This window comes from Streptomyces sp. AJS327 (genome assembly GCF_013450295.1).
Taxonomy (GTDB): domain Bacteria; phylum Actinomycetota; class Actinomycetes; order Streptomycetales; family Streptomycetaceae; genus Streptomyces.
Map to the genome: position 1 here is coordinate 155,848 of NZ_SKBR01000002.1, position 22,505 is coordinate 178,352.

Consider the following 22,505-nt stretch of genomic DNA (forward strand, 5'->3'; position numbering starts at 1 on the left):
GTCAGCGCCAGGGGCACGATCTGCGCCCGCGAGGTCACACCAGCGGGCATGTTGGAAGGAAACCGTGTGACTGCTCGGATCTCGGTCCGGGGATTCGCCGTGGCGTCCGCCACCGCGGTCACCACCGTCGGCGCCGTCGTCGGTGTGGCCTCGGGCAGCGACCAGGGCCAGACGTCGACCGACGTCGAGGCCACCGCCGCTGACGCGACGCTCCTTGAGGACATCCCAGCGGGTGAGCAGAGCCAGTTGCAGACGGCCTCGCTGTCCCAGCAGGCGGACACCCAGTCCTCCGCCGCCACCACCGCCGCCAAGAAGTCCGCCGAGGAATCCGCCCGTATGCAGGCGGCCAAGGACGCGGCGGCCAAGAAGCTCGCGGCTGAGAAGAAGAAGGCCGCCGCGGCGAAGAAGGCCGCTGAGGAGCGCGAGGAGCGCGAGGAGAAGGCCAGCCGCGACGAGGAGCGCTCCGACCCGGGCGACTTCGAGCAGCAGCCCTCGTACTCGGTCGGCGAGGTCAAGTCCATGGCCCGGCAGATCGTCGGTGGTGGGCAGTACCAGTGCTTCTCGAACATCGTGGAGCGCGAGTCGAACTGGAACTACAAGGCCACCAACCCGTCCTCGGGTGCGTACGGTCTGGTCCAGGCGCTGCCGGGCACCAAGATGGCCTCGGCCGGAGCCGACTGGCGGACCAACCCCGCCACCCAGATCAAGTGGGGCCTGAACTACATGAACGACCGCTACGGAAGCCCGTGCGAGGCATGGGAGTTCTGGCAGGCCAACAACTGGTACTGAGCCGCTGACGCGAGGGGCCGCGCCCCGGGCCACCGACACGGTGGCCCCCCGGCCCCGCCACGTGAACGCGACGCGTACGTTACCCCCGCGCCAACTTCGGCCGGGGGTATCGTGCGTCCGCCAAAAGCAACCAAACACGCCGGTAGCCTCGTCCCCCACACGGCAGGTGCACGACGGTGGTCACGCCGGGGGCGGAGGACGTGGAATGACGAGCAGGTTCGACAGGCTGCGGCTCGGCGTGGCGCGCTGGGCCGCGCAGGTCGTCGCGGACAAGGGCGAGCCGGACGAGCCAGCGGGGCCCAAGGGGGCGGAGGGCGCGGGCGGTTTCGACGATCCGTCGAACGCCGCCGCCGGGGTCGGCGCCGCGGGAGTCGGTGACCGGGACGCCCGGGCCGCCGCGGACGCCGTACCGGCACCACCGAGCTACGCTCCCGCGGTGGTCGCCAAACCGGAGCCCGCCGCCGCCGTCCCCTGGGGGGTGCGGGTGGCGGCTGAGGCGGGGTGGCGGCTGCTGGTGCTGGCCGGGGTGATCTACGTGCTGATGAAGGTGGTCAGCGCGATAAGCCTGCTGATCATGGCCTTCGCGGCCGGACTGCTGATCACCGCGCTGCTCCAGCCGACCGTGGCCCGGCTGCGGCGGATCGGCCTCGGCAGGGGACTCGCCACCGCGATCACCTTCATCACCGGCTTCGTGGTGATGGGTCTGGTGGGCTGGTTCGTGGTGTGGCAGGTCATGGAGAACCTGGACACCCTCACCGGCCGTGTGCAGGACGGTATCGAGGAGCTGAAGAGCTGGGCCGTCAACGGCCCCTTCCACGTCTCCGAGGAGCAGATCAACGACGTCGCCAACAACCTGAGCAACTGGCTGGGCGACAACAGCAAGGAGATCACCTCCGCCGGGATCGAGGGCGTGACCGTCCTCTTCGAGTTCCTCTCCGGAATGCTGCTGGCGATGTTCGTCACGCTGTTCCTGCTCTACGACGGCCGCCGGATCTGGGACTGGACGCTGAAGTTCGTCCCGGCGGCCGCGCGGGAGGGCGTGGCGGGCGCCGGGCCGAGGGCCTGGCAGACGCTCACCGGCTATGTGCGCGGCACCGTGATAGTGGCCCTGATCGACGCGGTCTTCATCGGTGTCGGCATCCATCTGCTCGACGTGCCGATGGCGGTGCCGCTCGCGGTGTTCATCTTCCTCTTCGCGTTCATCCCGATCGTCGGCGCCGTGATGTCCGGAGCGCTCGCCGTGGTGGTCGCGCTGGTCACCAACGACTTCGTCACCTCGATGCTGGTGCTGGCCGTCGTGCTGGCCGTGCAGCAGATCGAGAGCCACATCCTCCAGCCGTTCATCCTGGGGCGGCTGGTGCGTGTGCACCCGCTGGCCGTGGTGCTCGCCGTCACCGGCGGCAGCCTGATCGCCGGGATCGCGGGCGCGGTCGTGGCGGTGCCCCTGGTGGCGGTCGTCAACTCGGTGGTCGGCTACCTGCGTTCGTACGCGGCGGAGAGCGCGGCCGCCGCGGTGGCCGCCGCTGGCGTGCCACGGGGAGCGACCCCGGTCCCGGTCGGGGCCGGGACGGGTGGGGGGGCGCCGGTGGCGGCGTCGTCCCCGACCGAGCCCGCGGCGCCCGCGGCCCCGGCCCCCTCGGACGGCCCGGCCTCCGGTGCTCCGGAGACGCCCGGAGCCACCGGAGCGGGAGACCGGGAGAGCGGAGGCTGACGCCACCCCCTCGCCTCAAGCCCTCGCGTGTGCTTCTCCCTCGGGCCGTCCGGTACCCACACCGAGCGGCCGAGGGCCGTTCCGGGCGGGTCAGTACGGGGCCTCGCGGTTGTCCATGAACCGCTTCAGCCGCCGGGTGTCGCTCTCCCGCCAGCCGTCCGGCGGGAGGACGGAGGTCCACGCCTCGACCGAGCCGTTGCCGTACCGGTGGCCGTGCGGCGCGTGCACCCCGTAGGAGACGGCCATGTCGACGGTGGTCTGCCAGAAGGTGATGAGCGGGAACCACCGCACACCGGAGGTGATGTCCGGGCCACGGGGGCCGGACAGCCACTCCGGGCGCTCGAAGGCCAGGCTCCACGACCACCAGACGATCGCGTCCGAGGCGTTCTGGAGATAGGCCACGCGCGGGTGTTCCCAGGCGGCCGGGGGACGGTCGAAGTCCCGGTCGGGCCACTGCGCGAACCGGAAGTTGCGCCCCTCCCGGTACCGCGGGCGCCACACCGGGCTGCCGGGATCGCGGGCGGCGGTGAGCCGTTCGCGGATCGGTGAGAAGTTCGGGGAGCCCGCCAGGAAGGCGCCGTCCACCTTGGACAGCAGGTCGGCGGGGCCGTCGAAGGCCGCCTCGATGCCGTAGGCGCCCAGACTCTCGCCGAACACCACCAACTTCGGGCGCTCCCGGGGTGGTTCCTGGAGCCAGCGCTCGCGTACCGCCTTGACCAGGGCGCGGTTGGCCCGGCCCGCCTGCTCCTTGTCGACCAGGAAGGAGACCCAGCTGGGCAGGTACGAGTACTGCACCGCGACGATGGCGGTGTCCCCGCCGTACAGGTACTCCAGCGGTTCGGCGTCCGTGGAGTTGACCCAGCCCATGCCGGTGGTGCCCGCGATGGCCAGGACCTCGCGGTCGAAGGCGCCGGTCCGCTCCAGCTCCCGGACGGCCAGCCGGGCCCGGGCGGTGAACCCGTCGGCGCTCTGCTCCCCGACGTAGACGCGGACCGGATCGCGCGCGGGTTTGCGGGTGACGGAGGCGATCTGCCGGGCGGTCAGCCCGGAACCGGCGAAGTTCCGTCCCTCGTACCCCAGGTCGTCCCACTTGACCAGGGAGTGCGGGCTGCCCGACACGTAGCGGGAACCGGGCTGCGTGACGCCGTCCTTGGTGCCGCGGTTGGTGCTCTCCGCGACCCGGGCCACCACGTCCACGATGCCCCGGTCGAAGAGGACGTCCCGGGTGCCGACCGCGACCACGGTGGCGCTGATCAGCACGCCCGCGACGATGGCGGCCGGACGGGGCAGCAACCGGCCGAGTCCGCTGATGAGTTCCCGGGTGGCGAGCCGCACCGCCCGCGCCAGCAGCAGGAGGAGACAGCCGACGCCCAGGGCGATCAGCGTGATCATCAGGGAGTGCCAGGTCAGGGTCTCCGGCATGTCCTGGAGGCGACGGAGTTCCCGTTGGGCGTCCGCGCTCCAGGACAGCGCGGTGATGGTGAGCCCGGTGCTCAGCACGTAGTACGCCTGCCAGCCGCGGGCCCGCCAGCGCTCCCCGGGACGCGGCCACGGCGCGTGGCGCCGCCAGAGCCCGCCGAGCGTGAGCCGCAGCAGCCAGCCCACCAGCGCCCCGACGCCGTACCCCATGGCCGCCGTGATCCCGCCCATCACGCCCTGGAGTGCCCAGGGGCGCGGGACCAGCGAGGGGGTGAGGGAGAGCAGGAAGAAGAGGGTGCCGACGCAGGTCGCGGCGAGCGCGGGCCACCGCCGGACGACGCGGCGCTCGTCCGGCGGGTCCCAGTACGGCCGCCGGACGAGCGCGAGTGTCCGGCGGAGGGCGCGGCCCGGCCGCGTGTCCGGTATGTGACCGGTTGGCGCGCCGGTGCTCGGCCCGGCCGCCTCCCCGGTCCGGGGTGCGGTCTCCGACGCCCCGGCCGGTACCTGCATCTGTGCGCTCCCGCTCGTTCCGGTGTCGTGGCGGCCCGGTGGGCGGCCGGTGAGGTGGTGCCCGCGCCGTCCCGCGAGCGGTGGTCCCGACCGCTGGACGAGGGCGCCGGAAAGGGGGACGCAGCCCGCGCGGCAGGGGTTGACCGGGGGTTTCTCCGTGGTGGGCGGAGCGTGAGCGCGCCGGGCGCACGCCGTCGGGCACCGGTTCTCCGGGCGCCGACGAGGGGCGGACGGGTGGGGGACTGGGCGCGGGGCGGGGGTGGGCGGCTGGCCAGGATCGCGTCCAGACGTTAAAGTGTTATCACTTTGCTAGACGCATGCCATCACTCAAGGGCGCGGCGCCAGCTGGCGCGTGCACGGGGGGCATCGCCTGGCACAGCACGGGGACACGGCCGGCCGCGCTCCGCAGGTTCCGCGCGGCCAGCGACCGTCCCCGCCGACCACTGAGAGATGGGGAACCAGATGCCCGACAACCACTCCGCGCCCGCCCCGGTCCCGGCAGCGACGGTTTCGCACCCGGGGGAGGGCGGACCCGGCGATACGCCGGACCTCGCCGCGATGCCGCAGCCCGAGGTGGAGGAGACCGCCGCCGCCAACGTCAGCGGGGCGCTCGGCCTGCTGCTCTCGCTGCTGGGGGTGCTCGTCGGAGCGGCCGCCATCGTGGGCGGCGGGGCGGTGCTGGGCGGGGAGTCGCTGCTCGGCATGAGCGCGCCCGGCGCGGGAGCGGCGCTCCTCGTCCTGGGCATCCTGACGCTGATCGGCTCGGTCTTCGCGATGTCCGGGCTGAACATGGTGGCACCGGGTGAGGCACGGGTCGTCCAGCTCTTCGGCCGGTACACCGGCACCATCCGGACGGACGGGCTGCGCTGGGTCAACCCGCTGACGACCCGGAAGAAGATCTCCACCCGGGTGCGGAACCACGAGACCGCCGTCCTCAAGGTCAACGACGCCTACGGCAACCCCGTCGAACTGGCCGCCGTGGTGGTCTGGCAGGTGCGGGACACCGCGCAGGCCACCTTCTCGGTGGACGACTTCGTCGAGTTCGTCTCCACCCAGACCGAGGCCGCCGTCCGGCACATCGCCATCGAGTACCCCTACGACGCGCAGGACGAGGGTGAACTCTCCCTCCGGGGCAACGCCGAGGAGATCACCGAGAAGCTGGCGGTCGAGCTGACCGCGCGGGTCCGGGCGGCGGGTGTGCGGATCATCGAGTCACGCTTCAGCCACCTCGCCTATGCTCCGGAGATCGCGTCCGCGATGCTCCAGCGGCAGCAGGCGGGCGCCGTCGTCGCCGCGCGGGAGAAGATCGTCGAAGGGGCCTGTGGAATGGTGGAGGACGCCGTCTCCCGGATCACCGAGCAGAACTTCGTGGAACTGGACGAGGAGCGCAAGGCGGCGATGGTCAGCAACCTGCTCGTGGTGCTCTGCGGGGACCGCACCCCGCACCCGATCGTCAACGCGGGCTCCCTCTACCAGTAACGGACGGATCAGTGACCGACCCGCCCGAGCCCGGAACCCCCGGAAGCGGTGCACCGGGAACACCGGACGACGGTCCCAGCGTCACCGGACCCTCCCCCGAAGCCGCCCCCGACCGGGCGGAGGCGGTGGAGGGCACGGCCGCGCGTCCACGGTCCCGCGCCACCCCGGCCCGCCGGAAGCAGGTGCTGCTGCGCCTCGACCCGGTGATGTACGAGGCGCTGGCCCGCTGGGCGGCCGACGAACTGCGGTCCACCAACGCGCAGATCGACTTCCTGCTCCGCCGCGCGCTGCGGGACGCCGGACGGCTGCCGGACGACGCCCGTCCGCATCCGCGCCGGGGCCGCCCACCCCGCGAGCAGCCACCACCCGCCGACTGACCGCCTGGCCGGGGAGCGGGACGGCGGGGCGCGGGCTCAGTCGACGAGGCGGACCGGCAGGTCCCCGAGGGCGGAGCGGAGGGAGTCCGCGAAGAGGACGAACTCCTCCTCCCGTGCCGCGCCCGCGCGCATCGCCAGGCCGATCCGCCGGGCGGGCGCCGGATCGGCGAAGCGGCTGGTGGCCAGTGCCTCGTTGCGGGCGGTCTCCACACGCAGCGCGGTCCGCGGAAGCAGCGTGACGCCCAGCCCGCCCGCGACCAGCTGAACGAGGGTGGACAGCCCGGCGGCGGTGGTGGAGACCGGCGCGTCGCCTGACCGGGCTCCGTGGGCGACGCCCGCCTCCCGGCAGATGTCCAGGGTGTGGTCGCGCATGCAGTGGCCCTCGTCCAGCAGGAGCAGGTCGAGCTCCCGGAGGGCGGACCGGGGGAGACCCGTCCGACCGGCGCAGGGGTGCGACTCCGGGGTGACCAGGACGAAGTCCTCGTCGAACAGCGGCAGTTCGCGCAGCCCCGGCGCCCCCGTCGGGAGCGCGAGCAGCAGCAGGTCGAGTCGTCCGCGTGCCAGGCCGTCCAGCAGGGAGGCCGTCTGCTCCTCGTGGACCCGCAGGTCCAGCCGCGGATAGCGGTCACGCACCAGGCCGAGCACCGTGGGCAGCAGGTACGGGGCCACGGTGGGGATCACACCCAGCCGCAGGGGACCGGTGAACGGGACCCGGGCGGCTTCGGCCTCCTCCAGCAGTTCGCCCACCGCGTTCAGCACCTCGCGGGCGCGGGCCGCCATCCGCTCCCCGGCTGGGGAGAGCAGCACCTTGCGCGTGGTCCGCTCCAGCAGCCGCACGCCCAGCGCCTCCTCCAGCGAGGCGACGGCGCCGGAGAGCGCGGGCTGGCTCATGCCGATCGCGCTGGCGGCCTCGCGGAAGTGCAGATGATCGGCGACTGCGGCGAAGGCGCGCAGCTGGGCGAGGCTCGGCGTCTTCGCCTTCCCGCCTCGCTGCGCGGGCAGCGTGGGGGTGGAGCGCGTCATGGACGGGACTCCCCGGAGGCGGACGGCGAGCGCGGCGCCGAGGCGGCCACCGGACGTGCGGCCGCGAGGGCCCGGGGGCGCGGCGGCGAGGGCGCGCGGACGGTTCCGATCCGCACCGCGACCACCTCCGCTCCCGTTCCCGATACCGCCACTGATACCGACATGCGATCAATCGCGGCAAGTTTATCCTCTCGGCCGATTGATCCCCCGGCCGGTCCTGGCTCCCCGCCCCCGCGCTGTCCCGGCCTGCCGCGCCCCAGTCCCCGCTGTCCCAGTCCCCGCTGTCCCCGTCCCCGCCGTCCCCGTCCCGCTCCGGGGCCGGGTCCCCGGGTGCCGTCCGGGGTGTGACCTGCCCGTCGTCCCGTCGGGGCCGTAGGACGGTCCGGATGGCCGGGGGAGGTCCCGGGGTGCGGTACGGCGCTGGTGCGGGCGGGGCGGCGGGGGTTACCGTGCGCGGAGCGCCGTGGCCGGGTGGTGAGGTCCCAACGGCCGGGCGGCCAGGGCCGGATGACCGGTGGCGGGCCGGGCGCGGACGGTGGTGGCGGGGCCGCTGGGAGGGGACGACGAGGTGAGGGCGGGCCGGGACTGATAGGGGAAGGCGATCAGCCGCTCCGTATCCGGCTATTTCCGCGATCAATGATCTCTGTGGCACTGTGGGGATCGTCCAACCCTCAGGAACCCTCCCGCACGGAGGCGTTCCGTCCTGCAAGGAGTGCGCGTTGCTCACTGTCGGTGACAAGTTCCCCGAGTTCGAACTGACCGCCTGTGTCTCCCTGGAGAAGGGCAAGGAGTTCGAGACGATCAACCACAAGACCTACGAAGGTAAGTGGAAGGTCATCTTCGCCTGGCCGAAGGACTTCACCTTCGTCTGCCCCACCGAGATCGCGGCCTTCGGGAAGCTGAACGACGAGTTCGCTGACCGCGACGCCCAGGTCCTCGGCTTCTCCGGCGACTCGGAGTTCGTCCACCACGCCTGGCGCCGGGACCACGACGACCTGCGCGACCTGCCCTTCCCGATGCTGGCCGACTCCAAGCACCAGCTGATGCGGGACCTGGGCATCGAGGGCGCCGACGGCTTCGCCCAGCGCGCCGTCTTCATCGTGGACCAGAACAACGAGATCCAGTTCACCATGGTGACCGCCGGTTCGGTCGGCCGGAACCCGAAGGAGGTCCTCCGGGTCCTCGACGCGCTCCAGACCGACGAGCTGTGCCCCTGCAACTGGACCCAGGGCGAGGAGACCCTCGACCCGGTCAAGCTGCTGGCCGGTGAGTGAGCCCCATGGCGCTCGATGACCTGAAGTCGGCCCTGCCCGACTACGCCAAGGACCTGAAGCTCAACCTGGGCTCCGTCATAGGCAACTCGGACCTCCCCAAGCAGCAGCTGTGGGGAACCGTGCTGGCCTGTGCCATCGCCTCCCGCTCCGGCATCGCGTTGCGCGCGCTGGAGCCCGAGGCGAAGGAGAACCTGAGCGACGAGGCGTACGGGGCGGCCAAGGCGGCCGCGGCCGTCATGGCGATGAACAACGTCTACTACCGCACCCGTCATCTGCTCTCCGACCCCGAGTACGGCACGCTCCGCGCCGGGCTGCGGATGAACGTGATCGGTAACCCGGGTGTGGACAAGGCGGACTTCGAGCTGTGGTCGCTCGCCGTCTCCGCGATCAACGGCTGCGGGATGTGCCTGGACTCGCACGAGCAGGTGCTCCGCAAGGCGGGCGTCGACCGGGAGACCATCCAGGAGGCGTTCAAGATCGCCGCGGTGGTGCAGGCCGTCGGTACGACGTTGGAGGCCGAGGCCCAGCTCGCCGCCTGACCCACGGGTCACCCCGGCGACCGGGATGCACGTGCCCCGGACGGAGGATTCCGTCCGGGGCACGCGTGTGTTCAGGAACGGCACGGAGTGCGCGGGGTGTTCGGCCCCGCCGGGAAGGACACGCCGGTCCGCCCGTGCGCGCGTCCGTGGGCCGGTGCGGCCGGTCCCGTCAGACGCGCCCGGGGGCGGGCCCGGCGGCGCGGGCAGCGACGCCCGGTGCCGACGCGCCGGAAGAGGCCGGGAGTTCGAGCCGCCAGCCGGTGAGCAGCCCCGCGGCCACTCGCGGCCAGCGGCGGGAGAGGCGCTGTTCGGCCACCCGCTCCTCCATCGGTGAGGCGACGATCGCCCGCACCCGCGCCGGGTCCACCCGCAGCAGCCGCTGGTAGGCGGGGAGGGTGTCGTCGACGATGTAGCGCCAACGACGGTCCTGGTCCGCGAGGTTGAACGCCGGGAGCGGAGTGCTCAGCCGTGCGCCGGTCAGCGGACCGGTGACGCGCAGCGGCGCGTACTGCCCAGGGGTGCGCGTGCCCGGGATGGAAGCGCTGCCCACCACCGTCAGGGCGTAGGTCAGGGCCGGGCCGACCGGGGCGTGCCGCCGGTACATCGAGTTCCACTGCTCCGGCAGGATCTGGTTCTGCTCGCGGTCGAGCAGCACCGCGTTGCCGCGCCCGACCCGCTCGTCCCCGCCCGAGTCGATGTCCCGCCAGGCGCCGACGGCCTTGTCGTCCAGCAGACCGGCCGCGCGCATCTCGCGGATCGCGTCCAGCCCACCCTGCTCGTAGGCCAGGTGGGCGGCGGCCTGGTCCATGAAGACGTGCTTCTGCATGGCCAGGAACACGCTCTCGAACCACGGGAGTTCACCCGGCGGCGGGCCCCCCTCCGCCAGATCCCGCACCTCGCGGGGGAGCGCGGCGCGGACCTCGGCGGGCTGCTCGGCGAGTCGCGCGGCGAGCAGCGGGCCGAGTCGGCCGAGCGCGTCCAGGTCGAGGAAGCCACCGGCGAGCGACGGCCCGATCATGTTGGCCATCCCGGCCCACTGGAGGCGGGGGTTGGCGAGGAAGAGGTCGCCGTAGAAGGTGTACACGGCGTGCACGGTCCGCTCGTTGCGCTCGACACCGCCCGCCGGATCCCAGTCCCGCAGCCCGATACCGGCGGCGTCCGCCGCCCGCACCAGCCAGTGCTGCCAGAGCAGCGCGGCGTACCGGCGGGGCGGTACGTCCATGGCGCGAGCCCGGTCGAGCATCCGCTCCAGGACGGCGCCGTCGGTGGGCAGCGCGGGGTGCACGCCGCCCGCCCGCTCCCCGTCGGCGTTGCTCAACGGGAGATCCAGCGGAGGCCGGGGCGCCGACTCCCGGCTCGGCGCGAGGCGTTCGGCCGTGCTGACTGGGCCGAACGTGCTGGTTGGGCCAGCGGCCACGGCGGGCTGGGCCACCGGTGCGGCCAGTACCAGAGCGACGCCCACCGCGACGCCACCGAACGCCGCCCGACCCCTCCGCGACATCCCCGCTCCTCCCCGCGCCGGGCGCGGCCACCGTCGACGGTGCTGATGGTGCTGGTGCCGTGTCAGAGCGCGCCGTCTCCGGCCGCGGACGGCACCGCCAGCTCGAACCAGACCACCTTGCCGGTGGACAGCCGGGTGGCGCCCCAGCGCCGCGCCAGCTTGTTGACCAGGTACAGGCCCCGGCCGCCCTCGTCCGTCGCACGGGCCTGCCGCAGCCGTGGCAGCTGCGGGACGTCGTCGCCGACCTCGCAGCGCAGCGTCTGGGTGCGCAACAGCCGCAGGGTGATGGGGCGTTCGGCGTACCGCACGGCGTTCGTGACGACCTCGCTGACCAGCAGCTCCACCGACTCGGTGAGTTCGTCGAGACCCCAGCGGGCCAGCGCGCGGCGGGCCAGGCGACGCGCCTGACCGGCCGTCTGCGCCCGGGGGTCGAGGTACCAGTAGGCCACGTCACTCGGGGCGATCCCGTCGAACCGGGCGGCGAGCAGGGCTATGTCGTCGTCCCGGTCGCCCGGGCCGAGGATGTCCAGCACCTCGTCACAGAGCGGCTCCAGCGGGGCCGAGGCGTCCGGGCGGGTCAGCCGGGCCGTCTCGGCCAGCTTCTCCCGCAGGTGCTCGATGCCCGTCCACACGTCACGCTGCCGGGACTCGACGAGGCCGTCGGTGTAGAGGAGCAGGGTCGCGCCCGCCGGGGCGTCCAGCTCCACCGCCTCGAAGTCGACGCCGCCGACCCCGATCGGGGCACCGGCCGGTATACGCAGGACCTCGGCCCGGCCGCCCCGGTGCAGCAACACGGGTGGTGGATGGCCCGCGTTGGCCACGATGATGCGGTGCGCCACCGGGTCGTAGACGGCGTAGAGGCAGGTGGCCATGCGGTCGCTGCCCAGCCGCTGCGCCTGCTCGTCGAGGTGGTGCAGGACCTCCTGGGGCGGCAGGTCGAGACCGGCCAGGGTCTGCGCGGTGGTGCGCAGCTGCCCCATGATCGCGGCGGACGTCATCGAGTGGCCCATGACGTCCCCGACGACGAGCGCGACCCGGCTGCCGGGCAGCGGGATCGCGTCGTACCAGTCGCCGCCGACCCGGGCGGTCTCGGCCGCCGGGAGGTACCGGCTGGCCAGCTGCACGCCCGTCGGCTGCGGCAGTTCGTCCGGAAGCATGGTGCGCTGCAACTCGTCCGCGATGTACGCCTCACGGCCGTAGAGGACCGCCTTGTCCACACCGAGCGCGGTGTGCGTGGCGAGCTGTGCGGCGATCAGCAGGTCGTCCGGTTCGAACGCGGGCCGGGCGGGACGGCGCAGGAACACGGCCGCGCCGATCACCCGCCGCCGCCCGCGCAGCGGCGCCAGGATCGCGCGGTGCCCCGACGGGAGGTCGCGGGCCGGGCCGATCAGCTCGGGCAGCGCGTCCCGCGCGCCCGGGGCCTCGGCGAAGACCGGCCGCACCCCGCGCAGCACCTCGGCGAGCGGGCCGCCCACCCGGACCTCGGCCAACTCGGAGGCGGCCTCGCCGGAGTCGGGCCGCAGCGCCTCACCGGGCGCCACCAGACCGACCGGACCGAGCGTCGGGTCGGTGGTCTGCGGGCGTTCCGGAACCCGGTCGCTGCGGCGGAGCCGCAGGACCATCGGGCTGGCAGGGCGCTCGTCCCCCACCGGCAGGGGGTCGCGGAGGTAGACGAGGATGGCGTCGGCGTAGGCGGGCACGCTCGCCCGGCACAGGCCCAGAACGGTCTCGTCCAGGTCGACGCCGCGGGCGATCCGCCGGGTGGCCGCGCCGACGAAGCGCAGCCGGTCCCCGCCGCGCCGCTCACGCTCGGCCGTCTCGTCCGCCGCGGAGATCTCCGGCACTTCGCCCTCGCTGTCGTCGGCTGGCGGATGCCCGGCGGCACCGCCCTCGTCTCCGAGGGGGCCACCGCGCGTTCCCGGCACCGTGCCGCTTCCCCCGCTCTGAACCGCTCCCGCGCGCCCACCTGGTGGGCCCTCGACCTCCGGATCGAGCGGACGCGGGCGCACCCGTTCCGCCGCCTCGCCGTTCGGGCGGGGCGACTGCGCGTCGGAGGAGCCGCTGCCGGGATCGCCGGCATGTTCCCCGTAGCGCGGGTCAGGGATCGCGGCGTGCGCCATGGGGGCTCGCTCCGTCGTATCTGGTCGGCCTGACGGCTCGGCCGTGCTGGCCGCAGGCATCTCGTGCTCCGTCACGCGTTCGGTTTCCATCCATCCGGGGCTGCGCGTCGGGCGCGCCCGAAGCTGGGCGCTCGGGTCTACGGGCGTCGTCGGCAGTGCAGGAAGATCTGGATCTCGGGGGGCACATCCGTACTGGCGGGCGCATAGGCGTAGGTGTCCTCCCCGACGATCTCGAATCCCGCGTCCGACACGACCTTGCGCAGATCATCCCGCAGATAGCCGGATACCCGAACTGTGTGGCCCAGGAACGGAATCGAGAAGTCATTCACATCCGACTCCACCATGCCCAGCGCGAGCGGGCCCTCCCCGCGCAGTTGACCATGGAGCATACGCAGGGCGAAGGGAATCTCCTGGCGCGGCAGCATCAGCAGCGAGAAGAACGCCACCGCCCCGTCGAACGGGCCGAGCGCGCGGCGTTCCAGGTCCGCGATGTCCACCCGGTGGAAGCTGCCCTCGGGAACGTGCTGCCGTGAGCGCTTCAGCATGCCGGGGGAGAGGTCTGTCCCGGTCACCCGGTGGCCCCCGTCGCAGAGCTGGCGCGCGGTGGGCAGCCCGGTGCCACAGCCGAGGTCCAGGATGTGGGACCCGGCGGGCAGTTGGGCGAGCAGCCACTCGCCCGAGGCGATCTGTCCCTCCTTGTGCGGAAAGGCATCGTCGTAACGATTGCCGATGGCGTCGAATGCCTCCGCCTGGCCGGAGCGGTCAATCCCGGTCCGGTCGAAGTCCTCGTACGCCCCGAGCCGATCGGTGCTGCTCACGACTGGGCTCCTCTCTGGCCACCCGTCAAGTCCCCGTTGAGGGGTGGGGAGTTGTGTGGCAACGCGCCTACGGAGGTTGATCCTACGTTTGCAGTATGGGGGCGTATCAAGGGGCACCGGGAGGTCCGTGCCGGTAGCCCCCTCGCCGGTCCCGGCGGTCCCCCACCGGACGTGACGGCAGCAATCACCGCATCCCTCCCGATCCCTCCCGGTGCTCCACCGGGCGCGCGGGCGGGGGTTCGCGGTCCCAGTCGTCCGGCAGCCGGGGCACCGGCCAGCCGGGGTCCGGCCGCCAGTCCTCCCAGCCGTCCCCGAACGGGGGGTCCCAGGCGCGGATCCGGTCCAGCGCCCGCCGGGCCGCCTCCCGCACCCGGGCCGCCTGCCGGGGGCCCATCAGACCCTGGCGCTGTGCCTCCGCGAACTCGTCCTCGTCGTGCCACTCCCAGTGGCCGTGCGCGTCCACGGTGATGTCCAGGAAGTGGTCCTCGGAGTCGACGCCGCCCGCCCAACGGAGGCGCGGCTCTTCGAGGTTGACGTAGAAGTTCCGGAACCGCCAGTCGCGCTCCCAGAAGAGCCACACCGACCAGGGGTCGCCGGGGCGCGCCAGTTTGAGGACCCCGCTGCCCGACCAGTGGTCACGGACCAGGGAGCGGGGTTTGGTGTACCGCGTCGCGAGCGGTTCGCGGTGGACCGGAGTGCCGTCCGCCAGTTCGGGTTTGACGCAGAGCGTGCCCGGCGCCATCCACACGGCCAGCAGTTCGGGGGAGTCCCGCACCACCGTCATCGGGCGGCAGATGTGGTGGTGGGCGGCGCCGTTGGCCCGGTAGCGCCACAGGATCTGCGTACCTGGCGCCCAGTCGCCCGCCTCCGGCCCGCCCGCCGCCCTGTGCGCTGTCATGGGCAGATCCTAGGCGCGCGTCGCGGCCACCGCCGCCCTCCGCGAGCCATCGCTACCCATACGAGTACCGGCGGACCCGGACCCGGTCGCGGCCCCGGCCGCGCGCCCCCGGATCCGGCCGCGCGCCCCCGGCAGGGCCCCGGTCGCGAACCGGCCGGGCCCCCGGCGGCGTGCGCGGGCGCCCGGAGCGGCCGGGGCCGGTCCGAACGGGCCCGCGAGCGGCGGTCCCCCGGCGGCGGCGCTCGGCGGCGCGCCCGCTCAGGGGTGGGTCATGCGCAGAACGTCGAGCGCCTCGTCCAGCTGCTCCAGGGTGAGGTCGCCGCGCTCCACGTGCCCGGCGCGCAGCACCGCCTCGCGGATGGTCAGCCGCTCGGCCAGCGCCAGCTTCGCGACGGCCGCCGCGTTCTCGTACCCGAGGTAGCGGTTCAGCGGGGTGACCACCGAGGGTGACGACTCGGCGTACTCCCTGGCCCGTTCGACGTTCGCGGTGATCCCGTCGACGGTGCGGTCGGCCAGCAGACGACTCGCGTTGGCCAGCAGCCGCACCGACTCCAGCACGTTCTTGCCCATCACCGGCAGCATCACGTTGAGTTCGAAGTTGCCCGCGGCGCCCGCCGCGGCGACCGTCGCGTCCGCCCCGGTGACCTGCGCCGCCACCATCAGCACCGCCTCCGGCACCACCGGGTTCACCTTGCCCGGCATGATCGAGGAGCCGGGCTGGAGGTCGGGCAGCGCGATCTCCGCGAGACCGGTGCGCGGGCCCGAGCCCATCCAGCGCAGGTCGTTGCAGATCTTCGTCAGCCCCACCGCGACGGTACGCAGCTGGCCCGACAGCTCCACCAGTCCGTCCCGCGCGCCCTGCGCCTCGAAGTGGTCCCGCGCCTCGGTGAGCGGCAGCCCGGTGTCCCGCGCGACCTCCGCGATGACGGCGGCGGCGAACCCGGGCGGGGTGTTGATGCCGGTGCCCACCGCGGTCCCGCCCAGCGGCAGTTCCGCCAGCCGGGGCAGCACGGCGCGCAGCCGCTCCACCCCGTACCGCGCCTGGGCGGCGTAGCCGCCGAACTCCTGGCCCAGGGTGACGGGGGTGGCGTCCATCAGGTGGGTGCGGCCGGACTTCACCACGTCGGCGAACTCCGCCGCCTTGGCCTCCAGCGACCCCGCCAGCCGCTCCAGCGCCGGGACGAGGTCCCCCGTCACCGCCGCCACCGCCGCGACGTGCAGGGAGGAGGGGAAGACATCGTTCGAGGACTGGCTCGCGTTGACGTGGTCGTTGGGGTGGACGGGGGAGCCCAGCCGTTCGGTGGCCAGCGTCGCCAGAACCTCGTTCATGTTCATGTTGGAGGAGGTGCCCGAACCGGTCTGGAAGACGTCGACCGGGAACTCGGCGTCCCACCGGCCCTCCGCCACCTCCAGCGCCGCGGCGCGCACCGCCTCGGCCAGCGGCGGGTCCAGCACCCCCAGCCGCGCGTTGACCAGTGCCGCCGCCGCCTTGATCCGGGCCAGCGCCGCGATGTGCGCGCGCTCCAGCCGCTGGCCGCTGATCGGGAAGTTCTCCACCGCCCGCTGCGTCTGCGCCCCCCACTTGGCGTGGACGGGCACCCGCACCTCACCGAGTGAGTCGTGGGCGACGCGGTACTCGGCCGGGTCCGTGCTCTGGGTCATGGTGCTGCACCTCCGTACGGTCCAGCGTCACGCGGGACCGCCGGCATTCCCGTCCGCCGCGCCCATCCGTCAGCGCCGGGGCACGCCGGTCGCGGCGCGCGGGCGCCGGGCCGGAGCGCGCGGGCGGTCGCCGGGCCGGAGGTCGGGTGCCCGCGCCCCGGGGTGGCCGGCGCGCCGGTGGCGGCGGCCGGGGTCAGGAGCCCCGGCGCACCGGGATGGAGGTGACGAAGGTCTGCTCCGGCGCCGGGTCGGCGAAGAAGTCGTTGCCCTTGTCGTCCATGACGATGAAGGCGGGGAAGTCCTCCACCTCGATCCGCCAGACCGCCTCCATGCCCAGCTCGGCGTACTCCAGGACCTCGACCTTCCGGATGCAGTCCTGCGCGAGCCGTGCCGCCGGGCCACCGATGGAGCCGAGGTAGAAGCCGCCGTGCGCGGCGCACGCCTCGGTGACCTGCTTGCTGCGGTTCCCCTTCGCGAGCATCACCAGCGAGCCCCCGGCCGCCTGGAACTGCTCGACGTAGGCGTCCATCCGGCCCGCGGTGGTCGGTCCGAAGGAGCCGGAGGCGTACCCCTCGGGGGTCTTGGCCGGGCCCGCGTAGTAGACCGGGTGGTCCTTCAGGTACTGGGGCATCTCCTCGCCCGCGTCCAGCCGCTCCTTGATCTTGGCGTGGGCGATGTCCCGGGCCACCACCAGGGTGCCGGTGAGCGAGAGTCGGGTCTTGACCGGATGCCGGGACAGCTCCGCCCGGATCTCGGACATCGGACGGGACAGGTCGACCCGCACGGCCTCCAGGTCCGCGCCCGCGCCCTCGGTCAGCTGCGCCTCGGTGGTGTCCGGCAGGAAGCGCGCCGGATCCGTCTCCAGCCGCTCCAGGAAGACGCCCTCGGCGGTGATCTTCGCCCTGGCCTGCCGGTCGGCCGAACAGGAGACGGCGATCGCCACCGGGCAGGAGGCGCCGTGCCGGGGCAGCCGCACGACGCGCACGTCATGGCAGAAGTACTTGCCGCCGAACTGGGCGCCGATGCCGATGCGCTGGGTCAGCTCGAAGACCCGCTCCTCCAGCTCCCGATCGCGGAAGCCGTGCCCGTCCGGCGAACCCTCGGCGGGCAGTTCGTCGAGGTAGTGCGCGGAGGCGTACTTCGCGGTCTTGAGGGCGTACTCGGCGCTCGTCCCGCCGACGACGATGGCGAGGTGGTACGGCGGGCAGGCCGCGGTACCCAGCGAGCGGATCTTCTCCTCCAGGAACCGCATCATGGAGGACTCGTTCAGCACCGCCTTGGTCTCCTGGTACAGGAAGGACTTGTTGGCGCTGCCACCGCCCTTGGCCATGAACAGGAACCCGTACTCGTCGCCGTCGGTCGCGTACAGCTCCACCTGGGCGGGCAGGTTGGATCCGGTGTTCCGCTCGTCCCACATGGTGAGCGGCGCCATCTGCGAGTAGCGCAGGTTCAGCTCGGTGTACGCGTCAAAGACGCCGTGCGAGAGCGCCCGCTCGTCGCCCCCCTCGGTCAGGACGCCCTGGCCGCGCTTGCCCATGACGATCGCGGTGCCGGTGTCCTGGCACATCGGCAGCGTCCCGGCGGCGGCGATGTTGGCGTTCTTCAACAGGTCCAGCGCGACGAAACGGTCGTTGGCGCTGGCCTCCGGGTCGTCCAGGATGCGGCGGAGCTGGGCGAGGTGCTCGGGGCGCAGGTAGTGCGAGATGTCGTGCATCGCCTCCCGCGCCAGCTGGCGCAGCGCCTCCGGGGCGACCTCCAGGAAGGTGCGCCCGCCCGCCTCGACCGTGCGGACCCCCTCGGTGGTCACCAGCCGGTACGGGGTCGCGTCCGGGCCCACCGGCAGCAGATCCGTGTAGGAGAACTCCGGACGGGAGGGGCGGGGGCTGGCAGACATCAGGGGGCGGTTCCTCTCATCCTCGCTCGGCGCTCCGGGCGGTCGTGCGAAAGCGCGTCTCACAGCGTAGAACGCCGGCCGGCCCGCGGAACCGGTGAGGTCCTGTGAGCTGGCGCTCAACGAGTCCCGCCGTGGGGTGGTCGCGATCTATCGCGTCTGGGTACGCTGAGGCCGTGACTGACACACCGCTGGAATCGGGGGGCGCCGCGGAGAAGGCCCCCGTGCCGCAGGCCGGAGCCGCGTCGCCGGTCGCCGAGGGCGCCGTGCGCGCCTCCGACGCCGACCGGGACCGGATAGCCGACATCCTCCGGGAAGCCCTGGCCGAGGGGCGGTTGGACGCCGAGGAGCACTCCGAGCGGGTGGAGGCCGTCTACTCCTCCAAGACCACCGGCGAGTTGGACCTCCTGGTGCGCGATCTCCCGGCCGGGCGCCCGGAGCCCGACCCGCCGGCGTACGACTCCGCGCAGTACGCCCCCTCGCCGGTGCCGCTGCCCACCGAGCAGGTCGTCGCGATCTTCGGTGAGGCGAGCCGGGAGGGCCGCTGGCGGGTGCCCCGCCGGGTGAACGGTTTCGCCCTCTTCGGCGGGGTCGAACTCGACCTGAGCGAGGGGATCTTCGAGCACCAGTACGTCGTGATCAACGCGACGGCGATCTTCGGCGGGGTCGAGATCAAGGTCCCGGAGAACGTCACCCTCCGGCAGAAGGGCGTGGGCGTCTTCGGCGGCTTCGACGTGCCGACGGGCGAGGCGCCCGACCCCAACGCCCCCGTGGTGCTGGTGCAGGGGGCCGCGGTATTCGGCGGCGTCGAGGTGAAGACCACCGTGGGGCGGCGGCTGCGGAACCTGCTGCACACCTTCCACCCGCGGAGCGACCGCCGCCACGGCGGCCCCCGGCTCGACAAGGACTGAGCGGCGTCCGCGCGGGACCGGCGTCGGCGTCCGGGTCGCGTCGCGTCCTGCCCCGCCCGGCCCGCCCGGCCGTCGGTAGACGTGGGGGGAGGTGTGCCGGTTCGTGCGCCGTACGCGCGGGTGTTGCGACGGCGCAGGGGGCGCGACGGGGGCGCGCGCCAGGGGCGCGGGCGGAGCGCCACGGTATGAATACCGCCGCGCACAGCGGGTAGGGCTCGGTCATCGTCTCTCGCACGGTGAGCAGCGCGAACTGCCGTGCGCAGCAAGACGGGTGAAGGTGCACCGATCGGTAGCCCGACCTCTGCCGTAGCCGTCTCGTCAGGAGTAGACCGTGCTGCAACCGCCGCATCAGTCCCTGAAGGCCGCCGCCCCAGTCCCCGCCCAGCACACCCCGCCGCGCGACGACGAGGCGAACCCCTGGCACTCGGAGGCGGTCTGCCGACGGGACGAGGCGGGGCTCTTCTTCGCGCCGTCGAAGGAGCCCACCGCGGCCCGGCTCTCCAGGGAACAGGCGGCCAAACGCGTCTGCGCGCGCTGCCCGGTGCTGGTCGAGTGCCGCGAGCACGCGCTGGTGCTCCCCGAGCCGTACGGCGTGTGGGGCGGGCTGACGGCGGCCGAGCGCCGGGTGATGCTCGCCCGCAGACGCCGTCGGGAGGCCGCGACCGCCGGAAGCGTCGCCACCTCCGCCGAGGTCGGAACCCCGCGCATCGCGTGAACGCCGGGGTGTGGCAGGGGAGTTGACTCACGCGGGCCCGGTGTCCGGGCCCGGTACCCAGACCTGGCCGGTTCGGGGACGGCCCCGGCCGGTCCGGGAGAAGAGCGCCTGGCGGAGGCGGCCACGCGGGAGCGTGCCGCCGGGCGCCGCCCGCCGTACGGTCACCGGCGGCTCCGCCCACCCCGGCAGTCCGGGGCACACCGGGCGCCGGGCCGGAGGGGCGGGCCGCCGCGCGGCGCCGTGGGGATCGCTCAGGAGGCCCGGTCGAAGTCGATCGCGCTGTACGCCCGGAGCTTCGACAGCCGGTGCGTGGACTCGATCTGCCGGATCGTGCCCGACTTCGACCGCATCACCAGCGACTGGGTGGACGCCGTCTCGCCCCGGTAGTGCACCCCGCGCAGCAGGTCGCCGTCGGTGATCCCGGTCGCGACGAAGAAGACGTTCTCGCAGCCGACCAGGTCCTCGGTCTGGAGCACCCGGTCCAGGTCGTGGCCCGCGTCCAGCGCGCGCCGCCGCTCCTCCTCGTCCTTCGGCCACAGCTTGCCCTGGATGGTGCCGCCCAGGCACTTTATGGCGCAGGCCGCGATGATGCCCTCGGGGGTGCCGCCCACGCCGAGCAGCAGGTCGACACCGGTCCCCTCCCGTACGGCCATGATCGCGCCCGCCACGTCGCCGTCCGAGATGAACTTGATGCGGGCGCCGGACTCCCTGATCTCCCGCACGATGCCCTGGTGGCGCGGGCGGTCCAGCACCACCACGGTCACGTCGTCCGGGGCGCAGCCCTTGGCCTTGGCGATCCGCCGCACGTTGACGGACGGGGGAGCCGTGATGTCCACGAACTCGGCGGCGGCCGGGCCCGTGACCAGCTTGTCCATGTAGAAGACGGCGCTCGGGTCGAACATCGCGCCACGCTCCGCGACGGCCAGGACCGAGACCGCGTTGCCCATGCCCTTCGCCGTGAGGGTGGTGCCGTCCACCGGGTCGACGGCCACGTCGCACTCGGCGCCGGTGCCGTCACCGACCCGCTCGCCGTTGAACAGCATCGGGGCCTCGTCCTTCTCGCCCTCGCCGATGACGACGACGCCGTTCATCGAGACGGTGGAGATCAGGGTGCGCATGGCCTTGACGGCGGCGCCGTCGGCCCCGTTCTTGTCGCCCCGGCCGACCCAGCGGCCGGAGGCCATCGCTCCGGCCTCGGTCACACGGACCAGCTCCAGTGCGAGGTTGCGGTCCGGGGCCTCGGGGCTGACTTCCAGCGGGGAGGGCAGGTGATGGGGGTGTTCGGTCATCGGAGCGGACCTTTCTGCTCGGCGACGCCGGGCTGCTGAGGGTAGTCCTGACTGTACCGAGCTGCGTGCAATGTGAGCAGAGGGCCCCTCGGATGAGCAGGGACGGGGCGGTTTCACGGGCTTTCCGGGTCCCCGGTGCCGCGCGGTCCCGCACCGGAGATGACCCCTGGTCGGGGCGGCTCGGGCCATGGGGGACGATGGTGTCGTGGCAGCAGACAAACAACGCGGCAGGCAGACCGTGCGGGACATGGTGATCTCGCTCGCGGTGATCGTGCTGGCCGCCGGCGTGATCTACGTGTTCGTCCCGCACGACGAGGACGAGGACCCGGTCAAGAGGGTCAGCTACCAGGTGGAGCTGGACTCCGCCCGGCGGGCCGCCCCGTACCCGGTGGCCGCGCCGCGCGGGCTGTCCGACGACTGGCGCGCCACCTCGGTGCGGTACCAGGCCAGGGGTGACTCCGGTTCGGTCTGGCACCTCGGATTCATGGCGCCGGGCAACGAGTACGTGGCGATCGAGCAGAGCGACGACCGCCGTCCGCACGTGTTCGTCCGGGACGTCACCCGGGGCGCGGAGAAGACCGGGAAGACGCGGCGGATAGCGGGCGAGGACTGGGAGCGGTACTCCGGTCCCAAGTACGACGCGCTGGTCCGCGAGGCGGCCGACGGGAAGTCGACCACCGTGGTGATGGGCACCGCTCCGGACCGCCAGCTGACACACATGGTCGAGGCGCTGGACATCCGCCGGGCCCCGAGCCCGAGCGCTCCCGCCTCCCCGAGCGTCCCCCCGTCCCCGAGCCCGTCCACCGACGACGGTTCCGCGAAGCCCGGGGACGACGCGGAGGCCGCGACCTCCTGAACCGCCCCGAACCCGTCGGACCGGCCCCGAACCCGCCCCCGCAACCGCTGGACCGGCCCCGGCCCCGGTCCCGTCCGTGGAGGCGCGTCCGCGGAGACGGGGGGCACGGGGCCGTGGGCGGGGCTCAGAGAGTGGTGAGGGCGTCCGCCGCGGCCAGCCTCGGGGCGCGCGGCCGGTAGGCGTCCGGCGCGGGCACACCGATGTTCATCGCGAGCAGCACCCTCTGCCGTCCGTCACCGAAGAACTCCCGGTCGACGGCCGCGTGGTCGAATCCGGTCATCGGGCCGGCGGCCAGCCCGGCGGCGCGCACCCCGAGGATGAAGTAGCCCGCCTGGAGGGCCGCGTTGAGGCTGCCCGCCCGCTCCCGGGACTCCGGCTCCGCGAACACCGTGTCTTTCAACCGGGGCGCGTGCGGCAGCAGTTCCGGCAGCCGCTCGTGGAAGTGCAGGTCGACGGAGAGCAGCGCGGTCAGCGGGGCCGCCGTGGTCTTCGCGCGGTTGCCCTCCGCCATGTGCCGCACCAGCCGTTCCCTGGCCTCCGGCGTGCGGAGCAGCGTCAGCCGCAGTGGGGACTGGTTGAACGCGGTGGGGGCGAGTCGAACGAGTTCGTAGATCTCCTGGATCTGCGCGTCCGAGACCGGCTGTTCCGTGAAGGAACTGGCGGTGTGGGCCTCGTGGAACAGCAGGTTCTGGGCCGTGGGATCGAGCGCGAGGGTCATCCGGT

General features: G+C 73.3%; 19 protein-coding genes. 9 read left to right on the forward strand and 10 right to left on the reverse strand.

The genetic code is table 11. From position 1 onward, the window contains the following. Positions 1–48: 48 nt before the first annotated feature. On the forward strand, positions 49–789 hold the full coding sequence (locus tag E0L36_RS10610) for a transglycosylase SLT domain-containing protein (protein ID WP_180928782.1): 741 nt from the start codon (positions 49–51) through the stop codon (positions 787–789). A 205-nt stretch (positions 790–994) separates the two neighbouring features. Continuing rightward, positions 995–2,500 carry an AI-2E family transporter gene (locus tag E0L36_RS10615; protein WP_180928783.1) on the forward strand — a complete coding sequence of 502 codons (1,506 nt, stop codon included), beginning with the start codon at positions 995–997 and terminating at the stop codon, positions 2,498–2,500. Between the two features lie 90 nt (positions 2,501–2,590). On the opposite strand, the gene E0L36_RS10620 is transcribed toward E0L36_RS10615, so the two are convergent. Further along, on the reverse strand, positions 2,591–4,429 hold the full coding sequence (locus tag E0L36_RS10620) for an alpha/beta-hydrolase family protein (protein ID WP_180928784.1): 1,839 nt from the start codon (positions 4,427–4,429) through the stop codon (positions 2,591–2,593). 558 nt (positions 4,430–4,987) lie between these two features. On the opposite strand from E0L36_RS10620, the gene E0L36_RS10625 reads away from it, so the two are divergent. Further along, positions 4,988–5,908: an SPFH domain-containing protein gene (locus E0L36_RS10625; protein WP_258016197.1), complete on the forward strand. Its 921-nt coding sequence runs from the start codon at positions 4,988–4,990 to the stop codon at positions 5,906–5,908. A gap of 125 nt (positions 5,909–6,033) precedes the next feature. After that, positions 6,034–6,285 carry a hypothetical protein gene (locus E0L36_RS10630; RefSeq protein WP_180929916.1) on the forward strand — a complete coding sequence of 84 codons (252 nt, stop codon included), beginning with the start codon at positions 6,034–6,036 and terminating at the stop codon, positions 6,283–6,285. Between the two features lie 36 nt (positions 6,286–6,321). Here the strand turns inward: E0L36_RS10630 and E0L36_RS10635 are convergent, their stop codons facing one another. Beyond that, entirely contained in the window at positions 6,322–7,308 is a 987-nt protein-coding gene (locus E0L36_RS10635) for a hydrogen peroxide-inducible genes activator (RefSeq protein ID WP_180928786.1), read from the reverse strand. Positions 7,309–8,027: 719 nt separating this feature from the next. Between E0L36_RS10635 and E0L36_RS10640 the strand changes: the two genes are divergently transcribed. Beyond that, a complete protein-coding gene (locus tag E0L36_RS10640) occupies positions 8,028–8,582 on the forward strand; it encodes a peroxiredoxin (protein WP_180928787.1) in 555 nt (184 codons plus the stop codon). A 5-nt stretch (positions 8,583–8,587) separates the two neighbouring features. After that, a complete protein-coding gene (locus E0L36_RS10645) occupies positions 8,588–9,121 on the forward strand; it encodes an alkyl hydroperoxide reductase (RefSeq protein WP_180928788.1) in 534 nt (177 codons plus the stop codon). A gap of 169 nt (positions 9,122–9,290) precedes the next feature. Here the strand turns inward: E0L36_RS10645 and E0L36_RS10650 are convergent, their stop codons facing one another. The 6 genes from E0L36_RS10650 to E0L36_RS10675 form a co-directional block, all read right to left on the reverse strand. Further along, positions 9,291–10,622 (reverse strand): hypothetical protein, encoded by a 1,332-nt coding sequence (locus E0L36_RS10650; protein ID WP_180928789.1) that lies wholly within the window; start codon positions 10,620–10,622, stop codon positions 9,291–9,293. Between the two features lie 62 nt (positions 10,623–10,684). Next, positions 10,685–12,832 (reverse strand): SpoIIE family protein phosphatase, encoded by a 2,148-nt coding sequence (locus E0L36_RS10655; protein WP_180928790.1) that lies wholly within the window; start codon positions 12,830–12,832, stop codon positions 10,685–10,687. 47 nt (positions 12,833–12,879) lie between these two features. Further along, complete coding sequence (locus tag E0L36_RS10660) at positions 12,880–13,560, reverse strand: class I SAM-dependent methyltransferase (RefSeq protein ID WP_180928791.1); 681 nt, start codon at positions 13,558–13,560, stop codon at positions 12,880–12,882. 184 nt (positions 13,561–13,744) lie between these two features. Then, positions 13,745–14,458: a DUF402 domain-containing protein gene (locus E0L36_RS10665; RefSeq protein ID WP_180928792.1), complete on the reverse strand. Its 714-nt coding sequence runs from the start codon at positions 14,456–14,458 to the stop codon at positions 13,745–13,747. A 258-nt stretch (positions 14,459–14,716) separates the two neighbouring features. Beyond that, positions 14,717–16,120, reverse strand: coding sequence for an aspartate ammonia-lyase (locus E0L36_RS10670; RefSeq protein ID WP_180928793.1), 1,404 nt, complete (start codon positions 16,118–16,120; stop codon positions 14,717–14,719). 193 nt (positions 16,121–16,313) lie between these two features. Further along, complete coding sequence (locus E0L36_RS10675; RefSeq protein ID WP_180928794.1) at positions 16,314–18,014, reverse strand: fumarate hydratase; 1,701 nt, start codon at positions 18,012–18,014, stop codon at positions 16,314–16,316. A 173-nt stretch (positions 18,015–18,187) separates the two neighbouring features. Between E0L36_RS10675 and E0L36_RS10680 the strand changes: the two genes are divergently transcribed. Beyond that, positions 18,188–18,922: a DUF1707 domain-containing protein gene (locus E0L36_RS10680; protein ID WP_374705518.1), complete on the forward strand. Its 735-nt coding sequence runs from the start codon at positions 18,188–18,190 to the stop codon at positions 18,920–18,922. Positions 18,923–19,253: 331 nt separating this feature from the next. After that, on the forward strand, positions 19,254–19,637 hold the full coding sequence (locus tag E0L36_RS10685) for a WhiB family transcriptional regulator (protein WP_180928795.1): 384 nt from the start codon (positions 19,254–19,256) through the stop codon (positions 19,635–19,637). A 251-nt stretch (positions 19,638–19,888) separates the two neighbouring features. On the opposite strand, the gene glpX is transcribed toward E0L36_RS10685, so the two are convergent. Continuing rightward, positions 19,889–20,926 (reverse strand): class II fructose-bisphosphatase, encoded by a 1,038-nt coding sequence (glpX, locus tag E0L36_RS10690; protein ID WP_180928796.1) that lies wholly within the window; start codon positions 20,924–20,926, stop codon positions 19,889–19,891. 205 nt (positions 20,927–21,131) lie between these two features. Here glpX and E0L36_RS10695 point away from each other — a divergent pair, with 205 nt between their 5' ends. After that, complete coding sequence (locus tag E0L36_RS10695) at positions 21,132–21,782, forward strand: DUF4245 domain-containing protein (RefSeq protein ID WP_308416720.1); 651 nt, start codon at positions 21,132–21,134, stop codon at positions 21,780–21,782. 124 nt (positions 21,783–21,906) lie between these two features. Here E0L36_RS10695 and E0L36_RS10700 read toward each other — a convergent pair whose 3' ends face one another. Next, on the reverse strand, positions 21,907–22,500 hold the full coding sequence (locus tag E0L36_RS10700) for a malonic semialdehyde reductase (RefSeq protein WP_180929918.1): 594 nt from the start codon (positions 22,498–22,500) through the stop codon (positions 21,907–21,909). Between the last annotated feature and the right edge of the window lie 5 nt (positions 22,501–22,505).

Bases quoted from the DNA above. Each gene is read 5' to 3' on its own strand.
- E0L36_RS10645 (WP_180928788.1), top strand. From the start codon at position 8,588: ATGGCGCTCGATGACCTGAAGTCGGCCCTGCCCGACTACGCCAAGGAC.
- E0L36_RS10615 (WP_180928783.1), top strand. From the start codon at position 995: ATGACGAGCAGGTTCGACAGGCTGCGGCTCGGCGTGGCGCGCTGGGCC.
- glpX (WP_180928796.1), bottom strand. From the start codon at position 20,926: ATGACCGAACACCCCCATCACCTGCCCTCCCCGCTGGAAGTCAGCCCC.
- E0L36_RS10625 (WP_258016197.1), top strand. From the start codon at position 4,988: ATGCCGCAGCCCGAGGTGGAGGAGACCGCCGCCGCCAACGTCAGCGGG.
- E0L36_RS10665 (WP_180928792.1), bottom strand. From the start codon at position 14,458: ATGACAGCGCACAGGGCGGCGGGCGGGCCGGAGGCGGGCGACTGGGCG.
- E0L36_RS10655 (WP_180928790.1), bottom strand. From the start codon at position 12,832: ATGGAAACCGAACGCGTGACGGAGCACGAGATGCCTGCGGCCAGCACG.
- E0L36_RS10620 (WP_180928784.1), bottom strand. From the start codon at position 4,429: ATGCAGGTACCGGCCGGGGCGTCGGAGACCGCACCCCGGACCGGGGAG.
- E0L36_RS10675 (WP_180928794.1), bottom strand. From the start codon at position 18,014: ATGTCTGCCAGCCCCCGCCCCTCCCGTCCGGAGTTCTCCTACACGGAT.
- E0L36_RS10700 (WP_180929918.1), bottom strand. From the start codon at position 22,500: ATGACCCTCGCGCTCGATCCCACGGCCCAGAACCTGCTGTTCCACGAG.
- E0L36_RS10610 (WP_180928782.1), top strand. From the start codon at position 49: ATGTTGGAAGGAAACCGTGTGACTGCTCGGATCTCGGTCCGGGGATTC.
- E0L36_RS10635 (WP_180928786.1), bottom strand. From the start codon at position 7,308: ATGACGCGCTCCACCCCCACGCTGCCCGCGCAGCGAGGCGGGAAGGCG.
- E0L36_RS10650 (WP_180928789.1), bottom strand. From the start codon at position 10,622: ATGTCGCGGAGGGGTCGGGCGGCGTTCGGTGGCGTCGCGGTGGGCGTC.
- E0L36_RS10670 (WP_180928793.1), bottom strand. From the start codon at position 16,120: ATGACCCAGAGCACGGACCCGGCCGAGTACCGCGTCGCCCACGACTCA.